Below are 22,055 nucleotides of genomic sequence, written 5' to 3' on the forward strand. Positions count from 1 at the left end.
CTACTATGGAACTTACTATCATAGGCTATGGCAATATGGCAAAAGCAATTCTACAAGGGCTTTTACAAAAAAGCAAAACGCACGTAAATATTCAAAAAATACGTATTGTGGGTCGCAACCCTCACAAAATAGAATCGTGGCTTGAATCCCTTCTAGCCAAACAGCAATGCGAATTTATTAGAGATAAAGATATTATTTTACAGAAAACTCTACAAGTCCAATGCGATAAACGAGCTATTCTCCTTGCATGTAAACCCTACAACTTAAGAGATTTTTCGTTTAATGGGCATGCGCAGATTCTCTATAGTGTCCTAGCTGGTATAGGCTTAGAAGAGCTCAAATCACATATTTCCTCAGACCATTATGTAATGATTATGCCAAATATATGCGCTGCCATAGGACTTAGTTCAAATGCGGTTCTATGGCAAAATAACACCAAAACACAAAGTATTCAAAAAGCCGGGGAAGTGCTTGATTCTCTGATTGGGCAAAACGCAAATATACATTATATTGATAAAATGCAAGAACCTAAAATGAAAACTATAATTGAGAATTTCATAACAAGCTTTGGCAACTGTATTTTTGTACAAAATGAACAAGAATTACATGCAAGCATCGCAACAAACGGAAGTAGTCCAGCCATTCTTGCGCTTGTGGCTCAAGCAATCATCAATGCAGGGGTATGTAGTGGGCTACATTTAGAGACAAGCAAGCAATTAGTACAAAAAAGTTTTGAGGGAATAGCACAACTCCTCAATACAAAAACACCGCAAGAAATTAAAGATTCTATTACAAGCCCTAATGGCACAACCGCTAAAGCATTATTGCATTGTGATGAACATGCGATACAGGGCAATATTACAAGGGCATTGCTCAAAGCAGTAGAAAAGGCACATAGCAAGCAAGATTCAGATAAACCATAAACCTTAACAAGCAAAACCTATGAAGAAATACGCGTGGTAAAACCAAAAAACTATTGTTGATTTTCTTCTTGATAGGCATCATAAAAATTACAACCTTCATTGTTGCCTAATGTGCATGCTTTCTCAAAAAAAACACGTGCTTTCTCAATATTTTTGATGACACCATGTCCCTTTGCATAAGAGATAGCCAAATGCAAACAACCTATCCCCTCATTAGAATCGCAAACTTGTTTATATAATATATTGGCATATTCATAATTATGTCGCACGCCCAGCCCCTCATAATATAATGTTGCAAGATTATAACATGCGCTTACATAGTTTTTATCACAACCAAGCTTATAGAATTTTTTAGCTTTTTTGTAGTTATTTAACCTTTGATAACTAATACCCAACTTATCACAAGCTTCAAGATGATTCGCCCTACATGCCTTATATAAATAAGGTAAAGACAATTCATACTCTTGCACTTGTGCATAAAGCCAACCAACAAATTCACATTCAGTACGCACATCACAAGATGCTAAATTTGGGACACCTTGACTAAGTAATCGTTCACAGGAATGCAAATGATAATTAGCGCATTTCACAACTAATTCTCTTTCTGTATGTTGCAGGAATTTTGGAATCTGAGCACAACAAACAATCATATAAAATAACATTATAGAGGTAATTCCCACTTTTCCCATCTACAAAAGCTCTCATTGCAATTTCTCTAAAGAGATCGACATAATACATAATATAATTATGTGTTGCTTTGACACTAACGTTTAAGTCAATGCTATAAGACTTTGACATTTTCCACTAGGTTCTCTTATCCTTAAGTTTATTCCGCCGTAGCCTGAATTAATAGCAATATCATATTTGAAATCAATATAGCTAAAGAATATTGACATTCATTTGACTATCAAATTAGGCTGCAACTTTGTTATTAAGAATCTCTAAAACCAATTCACCCTTCTTCAATGTAATGTGCACTACTCCACCTTTACGCAATCCACCAAAAAGAATCTCTTTGCTTAAAGGCAACTTAATTGCACTATCAATAATTTTCTTAATCTCCCTTGCACCAAGAGATGTATCCATAGAACTTTGGGCAATAAATTTTGCCGCCTTAGGAAGTAACTTAAGTGTAATATTTTTATCTATCAGAGCAACATTCATATCGGAGATGTATTTTTCTGCAATTCTTTGCAAATCCGCGATACTAAGTGGCGCAAATGGAATCACTGCATCGAGTCTGCTACGAAATTCAGGGCTAAAAGTATCTTTAATGGCTCTATCAGCACGATTTGCTGTTGTATCAAGGAATCCCATAGAGTTGCCCTCTTTGCTCCCAGCATTTGTTGTAATAATAAGAATAACGTTTTTAAAATCTGCCTTGTTATTTTGATTGTCAGTAAGTACAGCAGAATCCATAATCTGCAACAAAATATTATAGACATCACTATGTGCTTTTTCCATTTCGTCTAATAATAAAACGCAATGCGGATTCATGCGTATCTTATTAACCAATAATCCACCCTCATCATAACCAACATATCCTGCAGGTGAACCAATAAGCTTGCTAACGCTGTGTGATTCCATATATTCACTCATATCAATACGTTCAAATTTTATACCAAGAGTCTTTGCCAACTCTTTGCTCAATTCTGTTTTACCTACGCCCGAAGGACCAGTAAAAAGAAAACTTGCAATAGGACGATGAAGCTCACTCAATCCGGCCTTATTGATTGTGATTTTTTCTACAATTTTTTCAATAGCCGAATCTTGAGAAAAAATACGTTTCTTTAACGACTTCTCCAAATTTTTAAGTAATGTGCTCTCATTAGCATTAATTGTAGATTTTGGAATATTAGTAATATCTGCCATAAGTGATTCAATATGCTGTTGCGTAATAACTTTATGGGTATGCTTCATAAAATCTGTCTGGAAATCTTGAGTATACGTATTGTGCAATAAAGTATTATCAGCCGATCGCAAAGAATCATGACCATAAATCTTTGAGCCTCGCATTGTTGTTGTATCAAGCTCTTTTACCTCCAATGGTGTTAATGTTACATTTTTATCAACATTATGGGTTTTAGAACTGCTCTGCAAAGATGGTGCTTGTTCGTTTAAAACGGTTTCTGTATGATTGTGTGAATCTTGTTGCGATACTTTAGAATTACCATGTTCATTTATTTCGTTTGTAGCAAACATAGAATAGATATTTTCTTGCTGTTTAAATCTATATTCATTTAATTGTGCTTTTGCTCCAGCTTCGTCAAGCAAATCTATAGCTTTATCTGGCAAATGCTTTTCACTGATATATTTCGCGGAAAGCGTTACGCATGCCTTTAAAGCATCTTCTTCGTAAGAAACATTATGGAACTTTTCATAAATAGGCGCAATTTTTTGAATAATCTGCAAACATTCTTCTTCACTTGGCTCTTCAACTTTAATTTGTGTGAATCTACGCGCCAATGCCTTATCTTTGTCAAAAGATGTTTTATATTCATTTATTGTGGTTGCCCCAATACAACGTAGTTTTCCTGAACTCAACATGGGTTTCAATAGATTTGAAAAATCCATGCTGCCACTATGAGACTGTCCAGCACCCACAATCATATGAATCTCATCAAAGAAAATAATAGTATGTTCATCGCCTTCGATTTCTGCTAGTATTTTCTTAATTCTAGTTTCAAATTCTCCGCGATATTTTGTACCCGCTATAACCGAACTTACGTCTACGGCATAAATCACACTATCAAGCAATTTTTTAGGAACATTTCCTTGCACAATTCTTAAAGCCAACCCTTCAACTATGGCACTTTTACCTACACCTGCTTCACCTAAAAGAATTGGATTATTTTTTTTGCGCCTACACAATACTTGTGCAATTTGATTAATTTCATAATCCCTTCCTATAAGCGGATCGATTTTGCCTTCTTTGGCAATCTTATTGAGGTTCTTTGCATATTTTTCAAGATTACTAAAAGTGCCCTTTAAGATTTTATCTTTATCCTTTTCCTCTTCATCAAACTCTACGGCAATACGCATAATATCATCAACATTTACACCTTGTGCTCGTAAAAGTTGAGTGGCATAACAATCTGTTTCCCGCATAAGAGCCACAAGAAAATCACCAATACCTATAATAGATTTATTGGCAGATTGAGCATGAATAATCATTTGATCAAATACGCGCGAGAATGCAAGAGTTTGATGAGGTCCTCCTAATTGTTTCAGTTGCTTGGCTTTGGGAATGTATTTATCTAAATACATGGCAGTAGATTCCATAAGATTTCCAATATTCCCACCAGCAGCAGCAACCATTTCTCCTCCCAATGAATGTTCAAGCAAACAATAAAAAACATGCTCAACGGTCATTATATCTTGATGCAATTCTTCAACTAAATTTAATGCCTTTTGTAAAATAAATCCCAAGTTTTCGTTAATTTTATTTGTGTTACTCATAAAAACCCTCAAACATCACGTAAAATCAATCGTAAGGGCATGCCATTATCTCGAATAAAATTAGTTGCCATAGCATATTTAAGTTCCGCTATATCATAAGGATAAATGCCGCAACTCCCCTCGCCTGTGTTATGAACATATTGTGCAATATTTTGGGCATCTATCATACTTTTATCGAAAATATACATAAGCAATCTAATCACAAAATTCATACTTGTATAATCATCATTCAAAATAGTAATTTCTTGCATTTTGGGAGTCGCCAACTCTACTTCATTAAATGTATCAGAAATCACTTCATTAGAATCGGAATATTTGCCCTGCATGTTCGCCCCTATTGAAAATTTGTATTCTATTCTATCTACATTTTAGAAATATAGATATTTTTACTAATAACTTTATAAAAAATTTGTTGTCTATACAATAATCTTGTATTTCTCTCTACTTAATCCTGTTGTAATTTTACAATAGAATATGCGCATCTTGCAAAGGTGTTCCGCATGCTATATCTTGATTAAAAACTTTGCCCAACAAAGAATCTAGCAACAACGGTGACAAACCGTTTGAGGGTCTTACGCAAGCGATATTCTCTAAAGAAAGTTTTTCTCCTCTTTTTACATCACGTGAAACAAATAAGCTACGAGCAAACTCTCTACCTTTTTTGTTTTCCCCAGACAATGACTTTTCGTGCGTTTTCGCTGTCTTCTTATCAAGTAATGCAAACCTAGAATCTTGACTCAAAATACCCATACCCTTAGAATAAAAAGGCAAATTCATTCCTAAAGTGTGTGCATCATGTACCCCCCTTACAAGCTCTCTAAATTCCTCTTGATTCAAACTAAAACAACTATCTACACCACCTAGATTTCTATCTAAAATAAAATGTTTTTCTATCATTTTTGCTCCACAAATTGTCGCTACGATTGGCACAACTACACCCAATGTATGATCAGATATTCCAATCTCTACATGATAATCTTTCCATTTTTCTTGAAGAACTTGCATCTGAAATAGCTCAATATCTCGCATGTCCGCAGGATAAGCAGAAATACAATACAAAATCGTCCTACTTGCATTCTCACTAAGAATCTCTAAAGCAGATTCTATCTCTTTATCATTAGCAATGCCGAGTGAAAGAACAACGGGTTTTTTTGTTTGTGCGACTGCTCTCAATAAGGGAATGTGCATTATTTCAAAACTAGCGATTTTATAAATTGGACAATCAAGTTTCTCTAAAAATTCTACACCCTCAACACTAAAAGGTGAACTAAAGGCAACTAACCCCAATGATTTTGCAAGATCAAAAATTTCTGCATGCCATTCCCAAGGCATTTGTGCCTCTTGATATAACTCCCATAAATATTTATCGCGCCATAATCCTTCTTTAATACGAAAAAAATCATTATAGCATTGCAAAGTTAGACAACTCGGCTTATAAGTTTGCACTTTAATCGCATGTGCGCCACTTTTCGCAACCGCTTCTACGCTCTGTAATGCTAACTCTATCTTCTGATTATGGTTGGCGCTTAATTCAGCAACAATGAAAGGGGAATGTGTTTTATGTAGCATTTTTACTCACCTACAATAAATGAACTCTGGAAGTTTTGTTATAATCATAACAAACTATTACCCTAAATTCTAAGGAATAAAACAATATGATAACAAATTGCCATATTGCAAAAAATTTGCATAACGTCCTCGAATCTATTCATGATGTAAAAATGCGCTATGGCATACAAGAGAAAATTACACTTATAGCAGTAAGCAAATATAGCACACAACAAGATATACAAGAAGCCTATCAAGCTGGAGTAAAAGATTTTGGAGAAAATAAAGTACAAGACTTAGTAAAAAAGAAAACAGCTTTGGATTCCATACTCAATATTGCGCAAAAACCTATTATACAGAATCATCAAGAAAGTAAGATTGCATGGCATTTCATAGGTAGATTACAAATCAACAAAATCAATATGCTTATTAATACACAACCAACAATGCTACACTCTCTGCATTCAATTGAACTAGCAAACATATTGCAAAAAAAACTAGAAAAACATAAAGCGATATTGCAGGCACTCTTACAAATTAATAGCGCAAATGAAACAAGCAAACAGGGTTTTAGCCCAGAACAAACTATAGAATCATACCTACAAATACAGCAACAATGTCCAAACATCAAGCTTTGCGGACTTATGTGCATAGGAGCACACACCCAAGATAGATTAGAAATAAATCTTATAGCAAAAAGCTTCCATATTACTCGCAACCTATTTGATCGTCTCCAACAACACGGTGCCAAAGTACTATCTATGGGAATGAGTAATGACTACAAAATCGCGATTGCTGAAGGTAGTAATTGTTTACGTATAGGTTCACAAATATTCAAAGCCTCTGATTAAATACAAAACACGTCTTAAGATAGTTGCATGTTGTTTTATAATAAACGCAAGATTCTACAATAATGCTTAAAACATAAAATAGCTGACAATACAACCATATATTAATATTATATATAATAGAACAAAGCAACAATTCAATCATTCTTGATTCTAACAAATGACAAAATAAAAATAAATGTATAGTGTACCATTGCTATGACTTATCAATTACGCACAAGCTTTCATAAAGTCATATTGCATTTATTTAATAATCTATTTTTTACGATTTTTCTTTAAAGTTCTAAGAGTGGAAGCGGCAACCTTAATTCTACAACTCTCACCATTTTCATTCTTGATTCTGATAGAACGCAAATTGGGCTGTAGTCTCCTCTTGGTTTTATTATTAGCATGACTTACATGATTCCCTACCATAACACCCTTACCTGTAATATCACATCTTCTTGCCATGGATAACTCCTCAATAAATAAGTTAATTATATTTTATTTATACTTACAAGACACTTAAGGTTATATGTCTACGTGCTCACGTTCTATTTTTTTACGTTCCTTTTCGAACTTTTTACGTTTAAGCAAAGAAAGTTTATCTACAAACAAAATACCATTTAAGTGGTCTATTTCATGTTGTAAAGCGACTGCCATAAAATCCCGAAAAATCCTTTCTTGTATTTCGCCCGCACGATTCTGATAACGTAGGACAATTTTTTGATATCTCTGGATTTCCTCATAGAATCCTGGAACAGACAAACACCCTTCATTCCACATAATTACACCCTCTGCTTGAATAATTTCTGGATTAATCACCTCTAACAAATCTTCCCTATATTGAATATCATCGTCTCGAGGAATATTCACGAGCAAAGCACGTAGAGGTTGCGCAACTTGAATAGCAGCAATTCCCACTCCCCTACGTTCTATCATGGTATCATACATATCATCTAAAAAAGAATGCAATGCAGAATCGAAATCTACTACTTCACTAGAAACCTGCCGTAATATTTTATTTGGATAACGTATAACCTCTAAAACCATACTATCTCCTCACTTCAACTTAGAATCTCGCAAATATACAGAACAAATTCTATCTTAAAATAAATAATTTATTTGCAAGATGAGAGATTCATAAAAAATTGTTAAAATTATCATGACTTCCCACTCTTTAAGGATCTCCAATGTGCAGAAATAACACAAGAATCAATCTCATTGATAAACCAAATCTAATATGTATTTGGAGTATTTTATTAAGCTTTGTCGTATTGAATCATATTGCTTGGGCAAACACGACTCGCGTAACACCAATACACATTGCTACAAGTATCGCAACACTAAATTTCTTTGTACAAGAAATCGCAAAAGAAAAAGCCATAGCGACAAATATCATTCCTACCAATAAAGATTCAGAAAGTTATGAACCAAATTTTAATCTTATGAATCTCATTGCACAATCGGAACTATTTATCGGCATTGGCATGCCATTTGAAAAAATATGGATTCCGAGAATGCAAAGTGCAAATAAAAATATACAATTATTGTTGTTACAAGAAAGACTGCAACAACAATCCATGCATCACCTATGGGCGAGCCTTGCCAATGCAAAACATATTGCTAAAATTATTACGGAAACTTTATGTGAATTAGATACAAATAATAAAAGATTCTATCAAAACAATCTTGTAGAACTATTGCAAAAATTAGAATCCACGCAACAAACAATTTCAGAGATAATCAAGCAAATGCCAAATAAACATTTTATCATTTATCACCCTTTCCTAGATAAATTTGCGCATGAATATGGGCTAGAAGAGCTATCATTAGAGCAACACGGAAAAAAATATGGAATCGCTGACATGCTAGCATTGATTAAAAAAGGGAAAGAATTACAAATCAAACGTATATTTGCCGAACACAAAAATAAAGACGTACAAACACTAGCTAGAGAAATAGGTGCAGAAATAATTATTATCAAACCTATTGATGCCAACTATTTAGAAAATTTAGAATCTATTTTTAAAGAAATTAGCAAAAGCTATATACCATAAAGAAACAGACGAGATTCTCTTCAACTTTGTATCAAGATGTCAATTCCTGATAAATCATTACTCCAAAAGACACAACTAAGGCAACAACAACGCCAATACCAATTAACCATACTAATATTGGGAGTAAAAATGCCAAAATCCAAAACACAACTATAACAAGTGCTACTAAAACAACAAAAATTGCGGCTAGCTGCAAGTATACCATTACCACTCCTCACAATAAAAACATGAAAGGATATATTCTAATTGCAAAAAGTTAATAGGTAGATATTTCAATAATCTTTAAACTTTCTTAGTCAATTACACTATTCAAAACAATACTGTTCAAAACCTACTTTAAGCGTTGTCTCTTTGTTGTTTTGCTCAAAATCTAAAGTCTCTTTGCCACAAAGCTTTTCTCCTTGTAACCTCACATTTGTAATATTTAAAGAGTTTTGATTCTTCCAGATATACATGAGCACATACCCTAAAGTATCTTTTGTAGAATCCTTTCTGAAAGCCTTATTAGTTTTAGGTAATTCTTTATGAAGAACACTTTGACCGAAATTATCTGATGTATGTACATTATTGTATGCCCGATACACTTCCTCTATACTTCTATCGGGAAAAACATAAGTATCTATCCCGTTATTTGAGCTTATTAAAGATTGGATGAACGTCTGTTTTTGCTCTTGGTCTAGCATATCATATGTCCCTTGAGGATAAAGCTCTTGATAAAGCTTCAATTTCAATTCCTGATAAATTGGTAAAGAATCTTTTTCTTTTGCGAAAGCTGACACAAACATCATAAGCAATATGGCAATACCTACACAACTTCTTCTCATAATCGCACCCTCTCCAAGTATCGTTTCATTATACTGTATATTCATTTGGTTTGTCAATGATTCTTAATTCTAAAAATAAACACACAAATCCAACATCTCCCATCTCCAAAATCCTTAATTAAATATGTTACAATTTATAATGAAGTGCTTTCAAGGCAGTTAGGGGATATTCACATGCTCATAACCAAACGTTTTATTCGACTTTTATCTTTTCTATTATTTTTTATTATTATCATACGTTTAATCTCGCTTGGACTCTATGCCCTCATGGATACAACAGAAGCCCGCTATGCAGAAATGTCACGCAAAATTCTTGAAACAAATAACTGGGTAACAATTTACTACGATTATAATGTCCCATTTTGGGGGAAACCCCCTCTATCTTTTTGGGCTAGTGCCGTTACAATGAAGATATTTGGCATTAATGAGTTCGGAGCGAGACTAGCCCCTTTTCTTGCTTCATTATGTATCGGAATCTTATTTTTTACATGGCTATATCCACGTTGCAATTACAAAGATTCTCAAACCAATAATTTTAAAAATATTTATCCGCTTGCTAGCTGTATTGTTTTCTTTTCCTCTGGACTAGGATTCATTGCGTCTGGTGCAGTAATGACAGATATGTTTTTATTGCTCTGTGTGATGATGTGTATGGTGGGATTTTGGCGATGTGTCATTCAAGACTCTTCTCCTCAAGATTCTCGTTTTTCAAAGCAACGTCAAAGCAACGTCAAAGCAACGTTTTGGGGATATGTCTTTTTCATAGGATTGGGATTAGGTTTGCTTGCAAAAGGACCACTTATAATGATTCTAGTCGGTTTCCCTTTATTTATGTGGATAATAATATATTATTTTTTACAAAAATGGGAAAAAGCTCATAACACTAGATTCTATGCTCAAGATTCTCAAAATCCCGAATTATTATCTCATACATTTACTCTAACATTTAAAAATTTCCATATCTTACGCGGATTATTATTAAGTTGTCTCATAGCCGTCCCGTGGTATATATTGAGCGAAATGGCAACGCCAGGTTTCTTGGAATATTTCATTGTAGGTGAGCATATTAATCGTTTTTTAGTAAGTGGTTGGGAAGGCGATAAGTATGGCAATGCCCATGCAACACCGCTTGGTATGATTTGGCTTTTTTGGATATGGGCTTGCTTACCTTGGAGTCTCGTCTTTCTCTATATGATGGCTCGCCTGTTTATTCAACGTAAAAGCCAACAAAAACCATTAAAACAATGGAACACCGTACAACAAAAAATATCATTTATTGTAAATCTCTTTTTACACAAGAAATACGAATGTATTTATCTGCTTAGTTGGATTCTCTCTCCGCTGATATTTTTTTCTTTTTCTCGGAATATCTTAGAAGCTTATGTATTGCCAAGTTTGCCAGCCTTTAGCATCTTTTTAAGTATTCTCATTTTTGGTCTGAATAACAAATTCAGTGTAAAAATTTGGATTCTACCAGCCACTATAATTGTTTTATTTACACTATTCCTCATCTATCCAAGATTAGATTCTGTCGCAACAAGACATCAAAAGGATCTCATAGAGCTTTGGGATAAAGAATCCGCATTGCTTTTCGTACAAGACTATCCTTCATACTCGGCACAATTCTACTCACAAGGAAAATTCAGATTCTACAAAAACAGAAAAGAATTAGCAACAGCGTTACAAAAAAACCACGAGCAAAATACTCATAAGACAATCATCATGCCAAATTCTTTTTACAAAGACAATAGTGATTTATTTCTGCATTACAGAATCACACAATATAGAAACTTAACCATAGCCAAAAATTTCATTAAAGGAACAAAATGAAAGCAATTATTTTAGCAGCCGGATTCGGCTCTCGCCTTATGCCACTCACAAAAGACAAGCCTAAATGTATGGTGGAATATCAAGGTAAAAAACTCATTGACTATCAAATTGAAGCATTATATCAAGCCAATATCAAAGATATTGCTATCGTTGGCGGCTATAAATTTGCTATTTTGCAACATTATTTACAACAAAAGTATGATTTGCTGCAGACATTCTACCAAAACCCTCAATTTGATTCTACAAATATGGTCGCAACATTATTTTGCGCAAAACAATGGCTCTTTGAATGCGCACAACAGCAACATGACGTTATAGTGTCATATAGCGATATTGTTTATTTCAGCGATACAGTTAATAAACTAGTAGCCGCAGATAAAGAACTCTGTGTTGTCATTGATAAAGATTGGCATAAACTCTGGTCTAAACGTTTTGATAATCCCCTAAGTGACGCGGAAACATTAAAATTGCAAGATGATAAAATCATTGAAATAGGAAAAAAGCCGCAACACTCCACTGAAATAGAGGGGCAATATATTGGGCTATTCAAAATCTCTTGGAACTTCTTAAAGAATATGGTAGATTACTATGAAAATCTGGATAAACAAAGAATCTATGATGGAAAAGATTATGCAAATATGTATATGACAAGTTTTTTACAACTTTTAATTGACACTTTTCATAATGTCTATGGAGTCAATATTTATGGCAACTGGTGCGAAATAGATAGCTGTAATGATTTAAATATCAACATAAAATCTGATTAAATCAAAAGAATCTCTCTTCAATATCATGAAGTACTTATCAATGATAAAAGATATTATGGACATTTTATGACACAAAGTTTTCTTGCAGCAATTATCGAAAATACCTTTTTACAATACAGCGTTATTGCTATTGTGCTTATTAGCGTTATTGCTGGAATTATTGGGTCCCTATTGGTATCAAATAATATTGTTTTTATTGGTGGTGGCGTAGCGCATTGTGCATATGGTGGTATAGGCATAGCTATTTTTTGCGGTTTTTCCGTATTGTTAGGCGCAAGCCTTAGCGCGCTTTTTGTTGCTTTTTGTTTAGCAATTGTTAAAAAACATTATCATCACTATATCGACGTATTTAACTCGGTATTATGGGCTTTTGGAATGTCTCTTGGTGTGCTTTTCCTCAATTTATCCCCACAAGTAAATGCTGATGTAGAATCTTATTTATTTGGTTCAATTATTAGCATAGATAAAGAATTGTTGTGGCTTATTTTTTATTATGATTGTTTGTTATTTGGTTTTGTTTGTCTGTATTACAAAGAAATATTGAGTATTAGTTATGACTATGAATTTTGTTTCCTTAAAAATATTAAAGTCCAATTGCTTACTAATATCATCTTTATATTTATTGCTATTGGCATTGTATTAAGCATGCAAATTTCTGGGCTTATTCTCGTACTAGCCATACTCTCAATTCCAGCCTATATCGCCAATCTTTTCATACGTACTTTAAGGGCGCAAATGCTAGTAGCAGGTGTGCTTGCTTTCTTTTTTATGTTGCTAGGATTATGGGCTGCATATCACTACAATATTTCACCCGGGGCTAGTATTACGCTTATAGCAGTATTTAGTATGATTCTATCTTTAACTCTCTATAAAATCACTTCACATTAAAGGAATAATATGCTTACAAATGATTACAAAACAGAAGATATACTCTACTGCAAAAGTGAATTAGAATCACAAAAAAAAATTGTAAGAAATGCTTTCAAAGTTTCAATTATTTTGGGCTTTATTTGCGTATTTTTTGTTGTGCTAAATCTTAGCATTCTCTTTACCGTAGCAGGTGGCGTTGCAGGCACTAATAGAAAAGTTAATGAATTAGAGCAACAAATAAAAATTCTTAAAGAAACAATAATCCACAAAGAATCATGATATTTACCGCTAATTCTTCCTAATACAAGGCTAAGTTATGGGCAATAGGCAGGCAAACATTGACAAAAATATGATTATCCAAGGGAAAAATATTTCATTTAGTTACAATAAAGAAAAAATTTTTGAAAATATTAACTTTAGCATTTTTGATAAAGAGTTTCTGGGAATCATAGGACCAAACGGCGGTGGAAAAACAACTTTTATCAAACTGCTATTAGGGTTAATCAAAGATTACACAGGCTCTCTTTCTTATCCTAACCCTGATTTGTTCTGCTTTCCTAAAGATATAGGTTATGTGCCACAAAATACGCAAATCAATCTGCAATTTCCTATTACAGCAATAGAAGTTGTAGAAATGGGTATTTTAGAAAATCGATTATTTGGATTCCGATTAAAAAAACAACAGAGAATAGCAGCACTAGAAATCTTAGATAAATTAGGAATATATGAACTTGCATACAAAAAAATTGGCGAACTAAGTGGAGGGCAGATTCAAAGGGTTCTTATAGCAAGAGCAATAAATGGCAATCCAAAATTACTAATTTTAGATGAACCAACTTCAAACATCGATACTCAAACACAAACTGAAATCTATAAACTATTAAAGGCAATTAACAAAATTCATACTATAATTACAATTAGTCATGATATTCCTATCACCTTAGAGTATGCGACAAGAATCTTGCACATCAACCGTGCTGTGTATAGTCACGATATTCCACCTATTACTCTAAATAAAGATGGGCATATTTGTGAGATAGATATTTTTCAAGATTTTATAAGCAATTCCTATAAATTTAAGAATGATACAAAATTACACACATAATGATATGTTTATGTTGAGGAGATACTGTAATGAATGAATTTGATGTAGTTATTATAGGCGGTGGTGTTAGCGGTTGCTCTACTTTCTATACATTAAGCGAATATAGTAATATTAAAAAAATAGCGATTGTAGAAAAAGAGTCTCAACTCGCCCAAATCAGCTCAAGTCATAAAGCAAATTCTCAAACCATACACGATGGTTCAATTGAAACAAATTACAGCGCAGAGAAAGCAAGCAAAGTGCGGATTGCAGCAAACAAAGTGCGAAATTTTATGCTAAAAGAAAACTTACAAAATAAAATGATTTTCAACATGCAAAAAATTGCCATAGGTGTAGGTGATATCGAATGCGACTTCATGACCAAAAGACACGAAGTTTTTAAAGATATTTTCCCCGGACTGCAGTTCTATACTAAAGAGCAAATTAAAGTCATGGAACCGAAAGTTATTGAAGGGAAAAATGGACTAGATAGACCAGAAAATGTTGTTGCTTCAGGATTTGATTCTGACTGGTGTGCCGTTAATTACGAATCATTAAGTGAATATTTCGTGCAAAAAGCAAAGCAAAAAAAACCACAAAATGAGATATTTTTAAATTTTCACGTTGAAAGAATTAATGTAAAAAATACCGGTTATTCCATTCTCGGCAAAGACGGAAAGGAAATCTATGCGAAGTTTGTGTTAGTAGATGCAGGATCGTATTCTCTCCCTCTCGCACAAAAGGCTGGATATGGGCTTGACTTAGGTTGTCTCCCTGTGGGTGGTGAATTTTACTTCACTCCTAAGCTACTCAATGGTAAAGTCTATGGGGTACAGAATCCAAAACTTCCTTTTGCGGCATTACATGGCGACCCCGATGTCTTTGTAGAAGGTAAAACTCGTCTTGGACCAACAGCATTGGCTACTCTACGACTAGAGAATAGTAAACATTTCTTTGATGTATTGAGTCCAGACTTACTCAAGCTAGATCTACATTTAGATGTTTTTAAAGCAACATATAACTTAATTAGTGACGCTGAAATTCGCAATTATATTCTACGCAATATTGCTTTTCACTTGCCTTTCTTCGGGAAAAGATTGTTTATACAAGATGCCCAAAAAATCATTCCTTCATTGAAACTAGAAGACATTACCTTTGCTCAAGGTTATGGGGAAGTACGTCCGCAAGTACTTGATAGAACAACCAAAAGGCTTGAATTGGGTGAAAAGAAAATACGTACAGGCAAAGGACTAACATTCAATATGACACCATCTCCTGGTGCTACGTCATGCCTACATAATGCACTCATTGATTCTGAAGAAATCGTAGAATATTTGAATGCCACTTTAGAGAAAGAAAGATTCTTACAAGAACTTTCACCGGATGAATTACGATAGTGCTACCACAATTTTGCATGGCATCTACAGCAAAAATATTTCTGTTGTAGATAATTTAAGTTTATTTAATAACTTGTTATTATCACAATAACTATAATGGATTCTATTAAGAATCACAAAAGCCCATTGCCCGCATACCAAAGCGATTTGTAACTAGCTACTTCAGTCATTCATTGTTTAATATCATAACTTGCAGAAATACCCAATCGATTTCAATGAATTTTCAATCGCATTGTATCATTGAAACTACACAAAAACATTGATTCTTACAAACAGTGAAAATTACAATATAATTTGTAGAACGATACATTTGAATTTCACGAAGGAAAATTATGCAATTTTTTATCATCAATCTTGAGAAATCCTTAGATAGACGTGAAAAAATGCAAACAAATATTGCAATGTGGCAAGAACAAAATCCCGATTACAAAGATAAAATCACCTTTCATTTCTTTAAGGCAAAAACACCCCAAGATGTAAGAGAATCTGGATTCATGCAACGTTACAACCGTTTTCTTGCATGGGTATGGAAAGCACGCGATGTAAGAGAAAATGAGCTCGCATGCTTTTTTTCGCATTTTACGCTATGGGAAAAATGCGTAGAACTTAATACTGCCCTGTTTATTATAGAAGACGATGTGGATTTCACTGCATATCTAGGAAGTGGAGCAGAAGATATAGCACAATGCCCTTATGAATATGTACGTTTTTGTTGGAGTACGTTTCGCAGAATGCTTTTAGTAAACGATAAATTTGCTTTTGGTCACCCGCTTATACTTGGCATGATGGGATATTATATTACTCCAAATGCTGCAAAAAAGCTTATCAAAAATGCGGAGAAAATTTATCTAGCAGTTGATTATTATTTATCGCATTCTTTTATACACGGCGTTATAGAAATGGTCTATATACGTCCACTTGTTACTCTTAATGAATTAGATAAAATATCAACTATCGGGAAACCAGAACACCAAATACAAAACAAGGCAGATAAAACCCGTTATAAAAAATTTGTGATAGTACGTGAATTACATAGAATCTATCGACAAGTGCGAACGATCTGTTTTGCTGTAAAACATATTTTTACAATCAAAACCCATTGGTAACTTAATCATAAATCATATTTGCGAGTCAGAAGATTAGAATCTCTTATAGTATGCTAATCGTTTGGTGCTCTAATAGCTCACGCATAAAGCCATTATCCTTTAGAATTGCAGCATGATTCAAGACTTTCATACATAATTCAATAACCTTTATACCGACAATCAAAAGTTGCTAGTTCATAGGTTTTTATGGGTTTATACAAATTAAAACCAAATTCTTTTCTGTATTTTTCTTCAGACAATCGGTTAATGCCCCTCTAACATCTTTGAATCATCTCGCAAGGTAATCTTGGAGCAAGACCATGAAGAAATTTGTATGCCCCTAAGAATCTTTGAGAAACTCAAATGAAATCACACAACTTCCGCATCAATTACATCATCATCTTTTTTCTTGGCACTGCTAGTATTTGATTGTGTATTTCCTGTGGCACTCTGTGCGCTAGCAAGCTTAGCGAAAGATTCATTAACTTGCTTAATCTTAGAAACTATTTCTTCTTTTGACGCATCAACATTCTTAAGAGTTTCTTTTAAGGATTCTTTAGTTTGCTCTACTTCAGAAAGGATACTTTCATCAACTTTACCCTTATTTTCGTCTTTGCGCATTTCCTCTAAACTTTTCTCTACTTGATAGATAAGATTGTCGGCTTGATTACGCGATTCAATAGCTTGTTTGCGTTTGGAATCTTCTTCTTTATGGAGCTCTGCATCCTTGACCATTTTCTGTATTTCTTCTTCAGACAATCCGCTTGAACCTGTAATTTTAATTTCTTGGCTTTTACCTGTGTTTTTATCCTTAGCTGACACTGTAAGAATACCGTTAGCATCTATATCAAGCGTTACTTCAATTTGAGGCACGCCTCTAGGAGCAGGCGGAATCCCTTGCAAGTCAAAATTACCGAGCTTTTTATTATCCCTCGCTAATTCTCTTTCACCTTGAAAAATCTGAATAGAAACTGCAGGTTGATTATCTTCAGCGGTAGAAAATGTTTGTGATTTTTTTACGGGAATTGTCGTACCCTTTTCAATAATTTTTGACATCACACCGCCCAATGTCTCAATTCCAAGACTTAACGGCGTTACATCAAGCAACAATACATCTTTCACATCGCCTTTTAAAACACCACCTTGTATCGCTGCACCAACAGCCACAACCTCATCTGGATTCACAGACTTATTCAAATCTTTACCGATAAATTCTCTAACTCTTTGTTGCACTTTAGGGATTCGAGTAGAGCCGCCAACCATAACAACTTCACTAATATCACTTTTGTTTAAGCCTGCATCTTTAATCACTCCATCAATCTTTTTAATTGTATCTTCGATAAGATGATTAATGAGTGTTTCAAACTTTGCCCGTGTAAGTTTTTTAACTAAATGCTTTGGTCCACTTGCATCAGCCGTAATAAAAGGAAGGTTGATTTCTGTTTCAGTAGCAGAACTTAACTCTTTTTTAGCATTCTCTGCTGCATCTTTTAATCTTTGCAATGCCATAACATCATTTTTTAAGTCAATCCCTTCATCATTTTTAAATTCTTCGGCAACCCAATCAATAATTTTATTATCAAAATCATCACCACCTAAAAAAGCATCACCACCAGTAGCCAACACTTCTACAACACCATCTCCAGTTTCAAGTACTGTCACATCAAATGTTCCGCCACCTAAGTCATACACCATAATTTTCTCTGCATCTTTCTTATCGAGTCCATAAGCAAGTGCTGCCGAAGTAGGTTCATTAATAATTCTTAAAACATTCAATCCAGCAATTGCGCCAGCCTCTTTAGTAGCCTTTCTTTGTGCATCATTGAAATAAGCCGGCACAGTGATAACAGCCTCTGTTACTGCCTCACCAAGATAACCCTCTGCGTCTTCTTTGAGCTTCATAAGAATCTTGGCTGAAATCTCCTGCGGAGTATAAATTTTGTCGGCAATCTCAACCGCACACGCTCCGTTTCTATCAATGATTTTGTAGGGCAATCTCCTCTCGGCTTCCTTCGCCTTATCTTCCTCAAACATCAATCCCATAATTCGTTTAATAGAATAAATAGTCTTTTGTGGATTTGTAATCGCTTGTCTTTTTGCAGGTTCGCCAACGAGAATCTCGCCTTTATCTGTGAAAGCAACAATCGAAGGGGTAGTATTCTTTCCTTCTTTGTTTGCAATGATTCTGCCTTCATTACCTTCATAAACCGCCATCGCCGAATTTGTTGTTCCTAAATCAATTCCTACAACTTTACTCATACTTCAATATCCTTTTAATAAAATTAGTTTTTTACAATACTCACCATCGCTGCTCGCAATGTTCGTTCTTTATAAATGTAACCTTTTTGTAATACTTGTGCAATTTGTCCGTTGTCTTTCTCTGGATCCTGTACTTGCATAATTGCATCATGCAACTCAGGATTAAATTCACTATCTGCCTCTATCACCTCCACACCATATTTACTAAAAACCTTATGAAGATTATCAATTGTGAGTTTTAATCCTTCTGCAATTTTTTCTCCATTTTCTATGCTTTGTGCAGATTCTAAAGCCTTTTCAAGCGTATCTGCAACAGGTAACATATCCTTGAGTATATTTTGATTCGCATACTCTAGGGCTTGAGATTTATCCTTTTCAAGCCGCTTTTTTACGTTTTCAAAATCTGCGTATGCACGTAAATATTGATCTTCTAATTCTTGTATCTTTTGTCGCAACAAAACATCCTCATTTTGAAGTTCGTCTGTCGAAGACTCTTCTTGTGGTTTTTGTTGAGAATCCTCTTGTTGTATATCTTCTTGTTGCATGTTGCTCCTTAAATATTAAGCATTAGATTCTTTACATCCAAAGAATCTTTATAAAAAATCCATAAATCTACCATAAAGCTAGTTTCCTGTATGTAATTCTTTATAAAAACTCCTATAATCAGCCAACAAACTTCCCGCGCATAACATTCTTGCTTTATTTTTTTGTCCATTATGTTGATCTAAATAACAAATATCATGAATGATTGTCAAATAACCACTGGGCAAAATATTAAAATAAATACCATTTTGATATTTCAACAAGGCATACGCATTATAAAAATCCATAAAAACCTCCCCATTTCCAAAAGCTATATCCCTCAAAAATTCGCTACCATAACGATAACTCGTCAAATTAAAATCAAATTGCTTTAAACACAAGAGCTTTTCCTTGAGTTCTCTTGCTCCTACTGCACTAGCGATTTTTATGATGTCTTGTACGTCCAATCCAACAAGAGTCTTAATAAAACGTGAAAGCCTCTCTGAAAAGCCTATAACTGTTTCATTGCGGCTAAACTCAAGGATTAAGTAAGTTTGCTCAACATTAACGACATTCTCCAACACATTACTTTCTTTAGGAATCGTGATACAAAAAACCTCATAACGTCTACTAAGATCTGCTATTTGCAAGATAGTTGTTTCTAACTCTCTCTCAATAAAAGAACGTAATGTTTCTTTCCAATAAGAAGAAAGGCTGGTATGCGTAGGAATTCTCCCACTACTTGTATGCGGTTGAAATAAAGCACCTTCTTTTTCCAATACCTTGCAATAATTTCTAATAGTTGCAGAAGAAACATTGAAATTTTGTTGTGATTTAAGAAATTCAGAACCAATCGGCTCTTTGCTTTTAATATATTCTTGAATAATACCTATAAGCAACTTATTCTTAATACTCATAGAAATAGCCCTTAACTTCAATAAAACTATGACTAGCATTATATCATAAAAAGTAAATAAATTTTAGCACTTATAAATAAAAATTGCTAATTTCTTTTAAAGTTTAGTCTTACTATATAAAATTTACTAATACTTATTACTAAATTTTATTTATATTATTTAATCAAATAATACTTACTAACTTCATTGATTGCTACCTAATCAAACTTCAAATATCGATGCAAATAACGCCTATATAAAGCCATAATGTCTTCTATAATTTATTAAAGAAAAATGAAATATTATGTGTATTTTCTACACCGTAAAATTGCCACTTCACTTATAAGAGTGTAGAAAAATAGCAACACATTAACTATTTAGGATACAATACAAACAGATTTAAGTTCTTAATAAAGCATAAAGATAGTTTAGCTGCTTGCCTACCTTGCGAAGCCTATTATTTGTTGTTTTATTTTGTTACGTAAATCTCTACAATATTGCATTGCTTTATCGATAAGTAACTTTAATTGAATAAACTCCAATGCAATAGCAGACAATGTTTTAGCTATTTTGAATAAAGAATCTCAAACGTCACTCAATAGAAAGTTCGTCATACATAACTATCAGGCAAATATTACTTGATACTTATCAATGTATATTGAATCGATATTTGAAGTATAGTAAAACACACATTTAACCCATTACTTAATTTAGGAGAAGATTTAATGTTAGAAATCAGATGGCATAGTAGGGCTGGACAAGGTGCCGTAACGGGTGCAAAAGGACTAGCCGATGTGATTGCTGGTACAGGCAAAGAAGTACAAGCCTTTGCAACTTATGGTTCTGCAAAAAGAGGTGCAACTATGGCAGCATTTGACAGATTTGATGATTCACCTATTCTCAATCATGAAAAATACATGGAACCAGATTATGTTTTAGTCATAGACCCAGGACTTACTTTTATCGCAGATATTTTTGAAAATGAAAAGCCGACAACAAAATACATTATCACAACACATTTAAGCAAAGAAGAGCTCATAGAAAAAAAACCAGAACTCAAAGATAGAGAATTCTATATTGTAGATTGCATTAAAATTTCCTTAGAGACTCTAGGCAAACCCATTCCTAATGCGCCTATGCTTGGTGCGTTTATCAAGCAATCAGGGATACTTGGTATTGAAGAATTTAAAGAGGCTTTTAAGAAAGTTTTGGGGAAAAAACTTCCTCAAAAAATTATCGATGCAAATATGCTCGCCATTCAAAGAGCTTATGACGAAGTACAATAAGAAAGGAATATCATGCAAAATAGCACTAAAGGTTGGAATGATTTACTTCCGGGCGCAGTTGTCCTCCCTCTTGAAACAGAAGGAGAAAAAAGCCTTAACTTACATCAAGAAGAGAGAAAATATACAGAATATAGTTCTTATACTCTTAGTGTGGCTCATTGGAGAACAGAAAAACCTATTTACAACACACAACATTGCATTAATTGCTATCAATGTTGGGTTTACTGTCCAGATAGTTCAATTTTAGTACGCGATGAAAAAATGACGGGTGTAGACTATCAGCATTGCAAAGGTTGCGGAATATGCGCAAATGTATGCCCGACAAATCCAAAATCTCTTATTATGTATCAGGACTTTGTCAATGTCAATGACGCAATTAATCAATGGCCAACTAAACAAAAAAAGTCTAAGGAGTAAT

At 33.9% G+C, this 22,055-nt stretch carries 23 protein-coding genes; 12 read left to right on the plus strand and 11 right to left on the minus strand.

Annotation, left to right across the window (positions count from 1 at the left end; genetic code table 11):
* The first annotated feature begins 5 nt into the window (after window positions 1–5).
* Entirely contained in the window at window positions 6–923 is a 918-nt protein-coding gene (locus CQA66_RS06790) for a pyrroline-5-carboxylate reductase dimerization domain-containing protein (RefSeq protein WP_104762218.1), read from the plus strand.
* A 50-nt stretch (window positions 924–973) separates the two neighbouring features.
* Here CQA66_RS06790 and CQA66_RS06795 read toward each other — a convergent pair whose 3' ends face one another.
* From CQA66_RS06795 to pseI, 4 genes are all read right to left on the minus strand, one after another.
* On the minus strand, window positions 974–1,612 hold the full coding sequence (locus CQA66_RS06795; RefSeq protein ID WP_233707643.1) for a tetratricopeptide repeat protein: 639 nt from the start codon (window positions 1,610–1,612) through the stop codon (window positions 974–976).
* Window positions 1,613–1,835: 223 nt separating this feature from the next.
* Window positions 1,836–4,382 carry an AAA family ATPase gene (locus tag CQA66_RS06800; RefSeq protein WP_104762219.1) on the minus strand — a complete coding sequence of 849 codons (2,547 nt, stop codon included), beginning with the start codon at window positions 4,380–4,382 and terminating at the stop codon, window positions 1,836–1,838.
* A gap of 8 nt (window positions 4,383–4,390) precedes the next feature.
* Window positions 4,391–4,708 (minus strand): ATP-dependent Clp protease adaptor ClpS, encoded by a 318-nt coding sequence (locus tag CQA66_RS06805; RefSeq protein WP_104762220.1) that lies wholly within the window; start codon window positions 4,706–4,708, stop codon window positions 4,391–4,393.
* Window positions 4,709–4,844: 136 nt separating this feature from the next.
* On the minus strand, window positions 4,845–5,951 hold the full coding sequence (pseI, locus tag CQA66_RS06810; RefSeq protein ID WP_104762221.1) for a pseudaminic acid synthase: 1,107 nt from the start codon (window positions 5,949–5,951) through the stop codon (window positions 4,845–4,847).
* Between the two features lie 152 nt (window positions 5,952–6,103).
* On the opposite strand from pseI, the gene CQA66_RS06815 reads away from it, so the two are divergent.
* Window positions 6,104–6,781, plus strand: coding sequence for a YggS family pyridoxal phosphate-dependent enzyme (locus tag CQA66_RS06815; RefSeq protein ID WP_104762252.1), 678 nt, complete (start codon window positions 6,104–6,106; stop codon window positions 6,779–6,781).
* A gap of 252 nt (window positions 6,782–7,033) precedes the next feature.
* Here the strand turns inward: CQA66_RS06815 and rpmB are convergent, their stop codons facing one another.
* Window positions 7,034–7,228 carry a 50S ribosomal protein L28 gene (rpmB, locus tag CQA66_RS06820; RefSeq protein ID WP_104762222.1) on the minus strand — a complete coding sequence of 65 codons (195 nt, stop codon included), beginning with the start codon at window positions 7,226–7,228 and terminating at the stop codon, window positions 7,034–7,036.
* 60 nt (window positions 7,229–7,288) lie between these two features.
* Window positions 7,289–7,810 (minus strand): peptide deformylase, encoded by a 522-nt coding sequence (gene def, locus CQA66_RS06825; RefSeq protein ID WP_104762223.1) that lies wholly within the window; start codon window positions 7,808–7,810, stop codon window positions 7,289–7,291.
* 140 nt (window positions 7,811–7,950) lie between these two features.
* Here def and CQA66_RS06830 point away from each other — a divergent pair, with 140 nt between their 5' ends.
* Window positions 7,951–8,817, plus strand: coding sequence for a metal ABC transporter solute-binding protein, Zn/Mn family (locus CQA66_RS06830; RefSeq protein ID WP_104762224.1), 867 nt, complete (start codon window positions 7,951–7,953; stop codon window positions 8,815–8,817).
* Between the two features lie 31 nt (window positions 8,818–8,848).
* On the opposite strand, the gene CQA66_RS09310 is transcribed toward CQA66_RS06830, so the two are convergent.
* Entirely contained in the window at window positions 8,849–9,022 is a 174-nt protein-coding gene (locus CQA66_RS09310; RefSeq protein ID WP_181882252.1) for a hypothetical protein, read from the minus strand.
* A gap of 100 nt (window positions 9,023–9,122) precedes the next feature.
* Window positions 9,123–9,641, minus strand: coding sequence for a hypothetical protein (locus CQA66_RS06835; protein WP_104762225.1), 519 nt, complete (start codon window positions 9,639–9,641; stop codon window positions 9,123–9,125).
* Between the two features lie 174 nt (window positions 9,642–9,815).
* Between CQA66_RS06835 and CQA66_RS06840 the strand changes: the two genes are divergently transcribed.
* From CQA66_RS06840 to CQA66_RS06870, 7 genes are all read left to right on the plus strand, one after another.
* Entirely contained in the window at window positions 9,816–11,471 is a 1,656-nt protein-coding gene (locus CQA66_RS06840; RefSeq protein ID WP_104762226.1) for an ArnT family glycosyltransferase, read from the plus strand.
* The gene (locus CQA66_RS06845; protein WP_104762227.1) at window positions 11,468–12,238 is read left to right on the plus strand and encodes a phosphocholine cytidylyltransferase family protein; all 771 of its coding nucleotides are present in this window, start codon (window positions 11,468–11,470) and stop codon (window positions 12,236–12,238) included. The genes CQA66_RS06840 and CQA66_RS06845 overlap by 4 nt, the downstream gene beginning before the upstream one ends.
* 66 nt (window positions 12,239–12,304) lie before the next feature.
* Window positions 12,305–13,126, plus strand: coding sequence for a metal ABC transporter permease (locus tag CQA66_RS06850; RefSeq protein ID WP_233707645.1), 822 nt, complete (start codon window positions 12,305–12,307; stop codon window positions 13,124–13,126).
* 9 nt (window positions 13,127–13,135) lie between these two features.
* On the plus strand, window positions 13,136–13,387 hold the full coding sequence (locus CQA66_RS06855) for a hypothetical protein (protein WP_104762228.1): 252 nt from the start codon (window positions 13,136–13,138) through the stop codon (window positions 13,385–13,387).
* A gap of 37 nt (window positions 13,388–13,424) precedes the next feature.
* Window positions 13,425–14,213, plus strand: coding sequence for a metal ABC transporter ATP-binding protein (locus CQA66_RS06860; RefSeq protein WP_104762229.1), 789 nt, complete (start codon window positions 13,425–13,427; stop codon window positions 14,211–14,213).
* Between the two features lie 29 nt (window positions 14,214–14,242).
* A complete protein-coding gene (locus CQA66_RS06865; RefSeq protein WP_104762230.1) occupies window positions 14,243–15,589 on the plus strand; it encodes an FAD-dependent oxidoreductase in 1,347 nt (448 codons plus the stop codon).
* A 332-nt stretch (window positions 15,590–15,921) separates the two neighbouring features.
* A complete protein-coding gene (locus CQA66_RS06870) occupies window positions 15,922–16,695 on the plus strand; it encodes a glycosyltransferase family 25 protein (RefSeq protein ID WP_104762231.1) in 774 nt (257 codons plus the stop codon).
* 348 nt (window positions 16,696–17,043) lie between these two features.
* Here CQA66_RS06870 and dnaK read toward each other — a convergent pair whose 3' ends face one another.
* The 3 genes from dnaK to CQA66_RS06885 all read right to left on the minus strand — a co-directional run bounded on the left by dnaK (window position 17,044) and on the right by CQA66_RS06885 (window position 20,372).
* Window positions 17,044–18,933 carry a molecular chaperone DnaK gene (dnaK, locus tag CQA66_RS06875; RefSeq protein ID WP_104762232.1) on the minus strand — a complete coding sequence of 630 codons (1,890 nt, stop codon included), beginning with the start codon at window positions 18,931–18,933 and terminating at the stop codon, window positions 17,044–17,046.
* Window positions 18,934–18,956: 23 nt separating this feature from the next.
* On the minus strand, window positions 18,957–19,478 hold the full coding sequence (gene grpE / locus CQA66_RS06880) for a nucleotide exchange factor GrpE (protein WP_104762233.1): 522 nt from the start codon (window positions 19,476–19,478) through the stop codon (window positions 18,957–18,959).
* Window positions 19,479–19,556: 78 nt separating this feature from the next.
* Window positions 19,557–20,372 carry a heat-inducible transcription repressor gene (locus CQA66_RS06885; protein ID WP_104762234.1) on the minus strand — a complete coding sequence of 272 codons (816 nt, stop codon included), beginning with the start codon at window positions 20,370–20,372 and terminating at the stop codon, window positions 19,557–19,559.
* A 704-nt stretch (window positions 20,373–21,076) separates the two neighbouring features.
* On the opposite strand from CQA66_RS06885, the gene CQA66_RS06890 reads away from it, so the two are divergent.
* Both CQA66_RS06890 and CQA66_RS06895 read left to right on the plus strand, forming a co-directional pair.
* A complete protein-coding gene (locus CQA66_RS06890; RefSeq protein ID WP_104762235.1) occupies window positions 21,077–21,637 on the plus strand; it encodes a pyruvate flavodoxin oxidoreductase subunit gamma in 561 nt (186 codons plus the stop codon).
* A gap of 12 nt (window positions 21,638–21,649) precedes the next feature.
* A complete protein-coding gene (locus CQA66_RS06895; protein WP_104762236.1) occupies window positions 21,650–22,054 on the plus strand; it encodes a 4Fe-4S dicluster-binding protein in 405 nt (134 codons plus the stop codon).
* Window position 22,055 lies beyond the last annotated feature (1 nt).

The organism is Helicobacter aurati (assembly GCF_003364265.1).
Taxonomy (GTDB): Bacteria; Campylobacterota; Campylobacteria; order Campylobacterales; family Helicobacteraceae; genus Helicobacter_A; species Helicobacter_A aurati.

Coding starts and splice junctions, on each gene's coding strand:
- CQA66_RS06790 (WP_104762218.1), top strand. CDS start 6: ATGGAACTTACTATCATAGGCTATGGCAATATGGCAAAAGCAATTCTA.
- CQA66_RS06795 (WP_233707643.1), bottom strand. CDS start 1,612: ATGGGAAAAGTGGGAATTACCTCTATAATGTTATTTTATATGATTGTT.
- CQA66_RS06800 (WP_104762219.1), bottom strand. CDS start 4,382: ATGAGTAACACAAATAAAATTAACGAAAACTTGGGATTTATTTTACAA.
- CQA66_RS06805 (WP_104762220.1), bottom strand. CDS start 4,708: ATGCAGGGCAAATATTCCGATTCTAATGAAGTGATTTCTGATACATTT.
- pseI (WP_104762221.1), bottom strand. CDS start 5,951: ATGCTACATAAAACACATTCCCCTTTCATTGTTGCTGAATTAAGCGCC.
- CQA66_RS06815 (WP_104762252.1), top strand. CDS start 6,104: ATGCGCTATGGCATACAAGAGAAAATTACACTTATAGCAGTAAGCAAA.
- rpmB (WP_104762222.1), bottom strand. CDS start 7,228: ATGGCAAGAAGATGTGATATTACAGGTAAGGGTGTTATGGTAGGGAAT.
- def (WP_104762223.1), bottom strand. CDS start 7,810: ATGGTTTTAGAGGTTATACGTTATCCAAATAAAATATTACGGCAGGTT.
- CQA66_RS06830 (WP_104762224.1), top strand. CDS start 7,951: ATGTGCAGAAATAACACAAGAATCAATCTCATTGATAAACCAAATCTA.
- CQA66_RS09310 (WP_181882252.1), bottom strand. CDS start 9,022: ATGGTATACTTGCAGCTAGCCGCAATTTTTGTTGTTTTAGTAGCACTT.
- CQA66_RS06835 (WP_104762225.1), bottom strand. CDS start 9,641: ATGAGAAGAAGTTGTGTAGGTATTGCCATATTGCTTATGATGTTTGTG.
- CQA66_RS06840 (WP_104762226.1), top strand. CDS start 9,816: ATGCTCATAACCAAACGTTTTATTCGACTTTTATCTTTTCTATTATTT.
- CQA66_RS06845 (WP_104762227.1), top strand. CDS start 11,468: ATGAAAGCAATTATTTTAGCAGCCGGATTCGGCTCTCGCCTTATGCCA.
- CQA66_RS06850 (WP_233707645.1), top strand. CDS start 12,305: ATGACACAAAGTTTTCTTGCAGCAATTATCGAAAATACCTTTTTACAA.
- CQA66_RS06855 (WP_104762228.1), top strand. CDS start 13,136: ATGCTTACAAATGATTACAAAACAGAAGATATACTCTACTGCAAAAGT.
- CQA66_RS06860 (WP_104762229.1), top strand. CDS start 13,425: ATGGGCAATAGGCAGGCAAACATTGACAAAAATATGATTATCCAAGGG.
- CQA66_RS06865 (WP_104762230.1), top strand. CDS start 14,243: ATGAATGAATTTGATGTAGTTATTATAGGCGGTGGTGTTAGCGGTTGC.
- CQA66_RS06870 (WP_104762231.1), top strand. CDS start 15,922: ATGCAATTTTTTATCATCAATCTTGAGAAATCCTTAGATAGACGTGAA.
- dnaK (WP_104762232.1), bottom strand. CDS start 18,933: ATGAGTAAAGTTGTAGGAATTGATTTAGGAACAACAAATTCGGCGATG.
- grpE (WP_104762233.1), bottom strand. CDS start 19,478: ATGCAACAAGAAGATATACAACAAGAGGATTCTCAACAAAAACCACAA.
- CQA66_RS06885 (WP_104762234.1), bottom strand. CDS start 20,372: ATGAGTATTAAGAATAAGTTGCTTATAGGTATTATTCAAGAATATATT.
- CQA66_RS06890 (WP_104762235.1), top strand. CDS start 21,077: ATGTTAGAAATCAGATGGCATAGTAGGGCTGGACAAGGTGCCGTAACG.
- CQA66_RS06895 (WP_104762236.1), top strand. CDS start 21,650: ATGCAAAATAGCACTAAAGGTTGGAATGATTTACTTCCGGGCGCAGTT.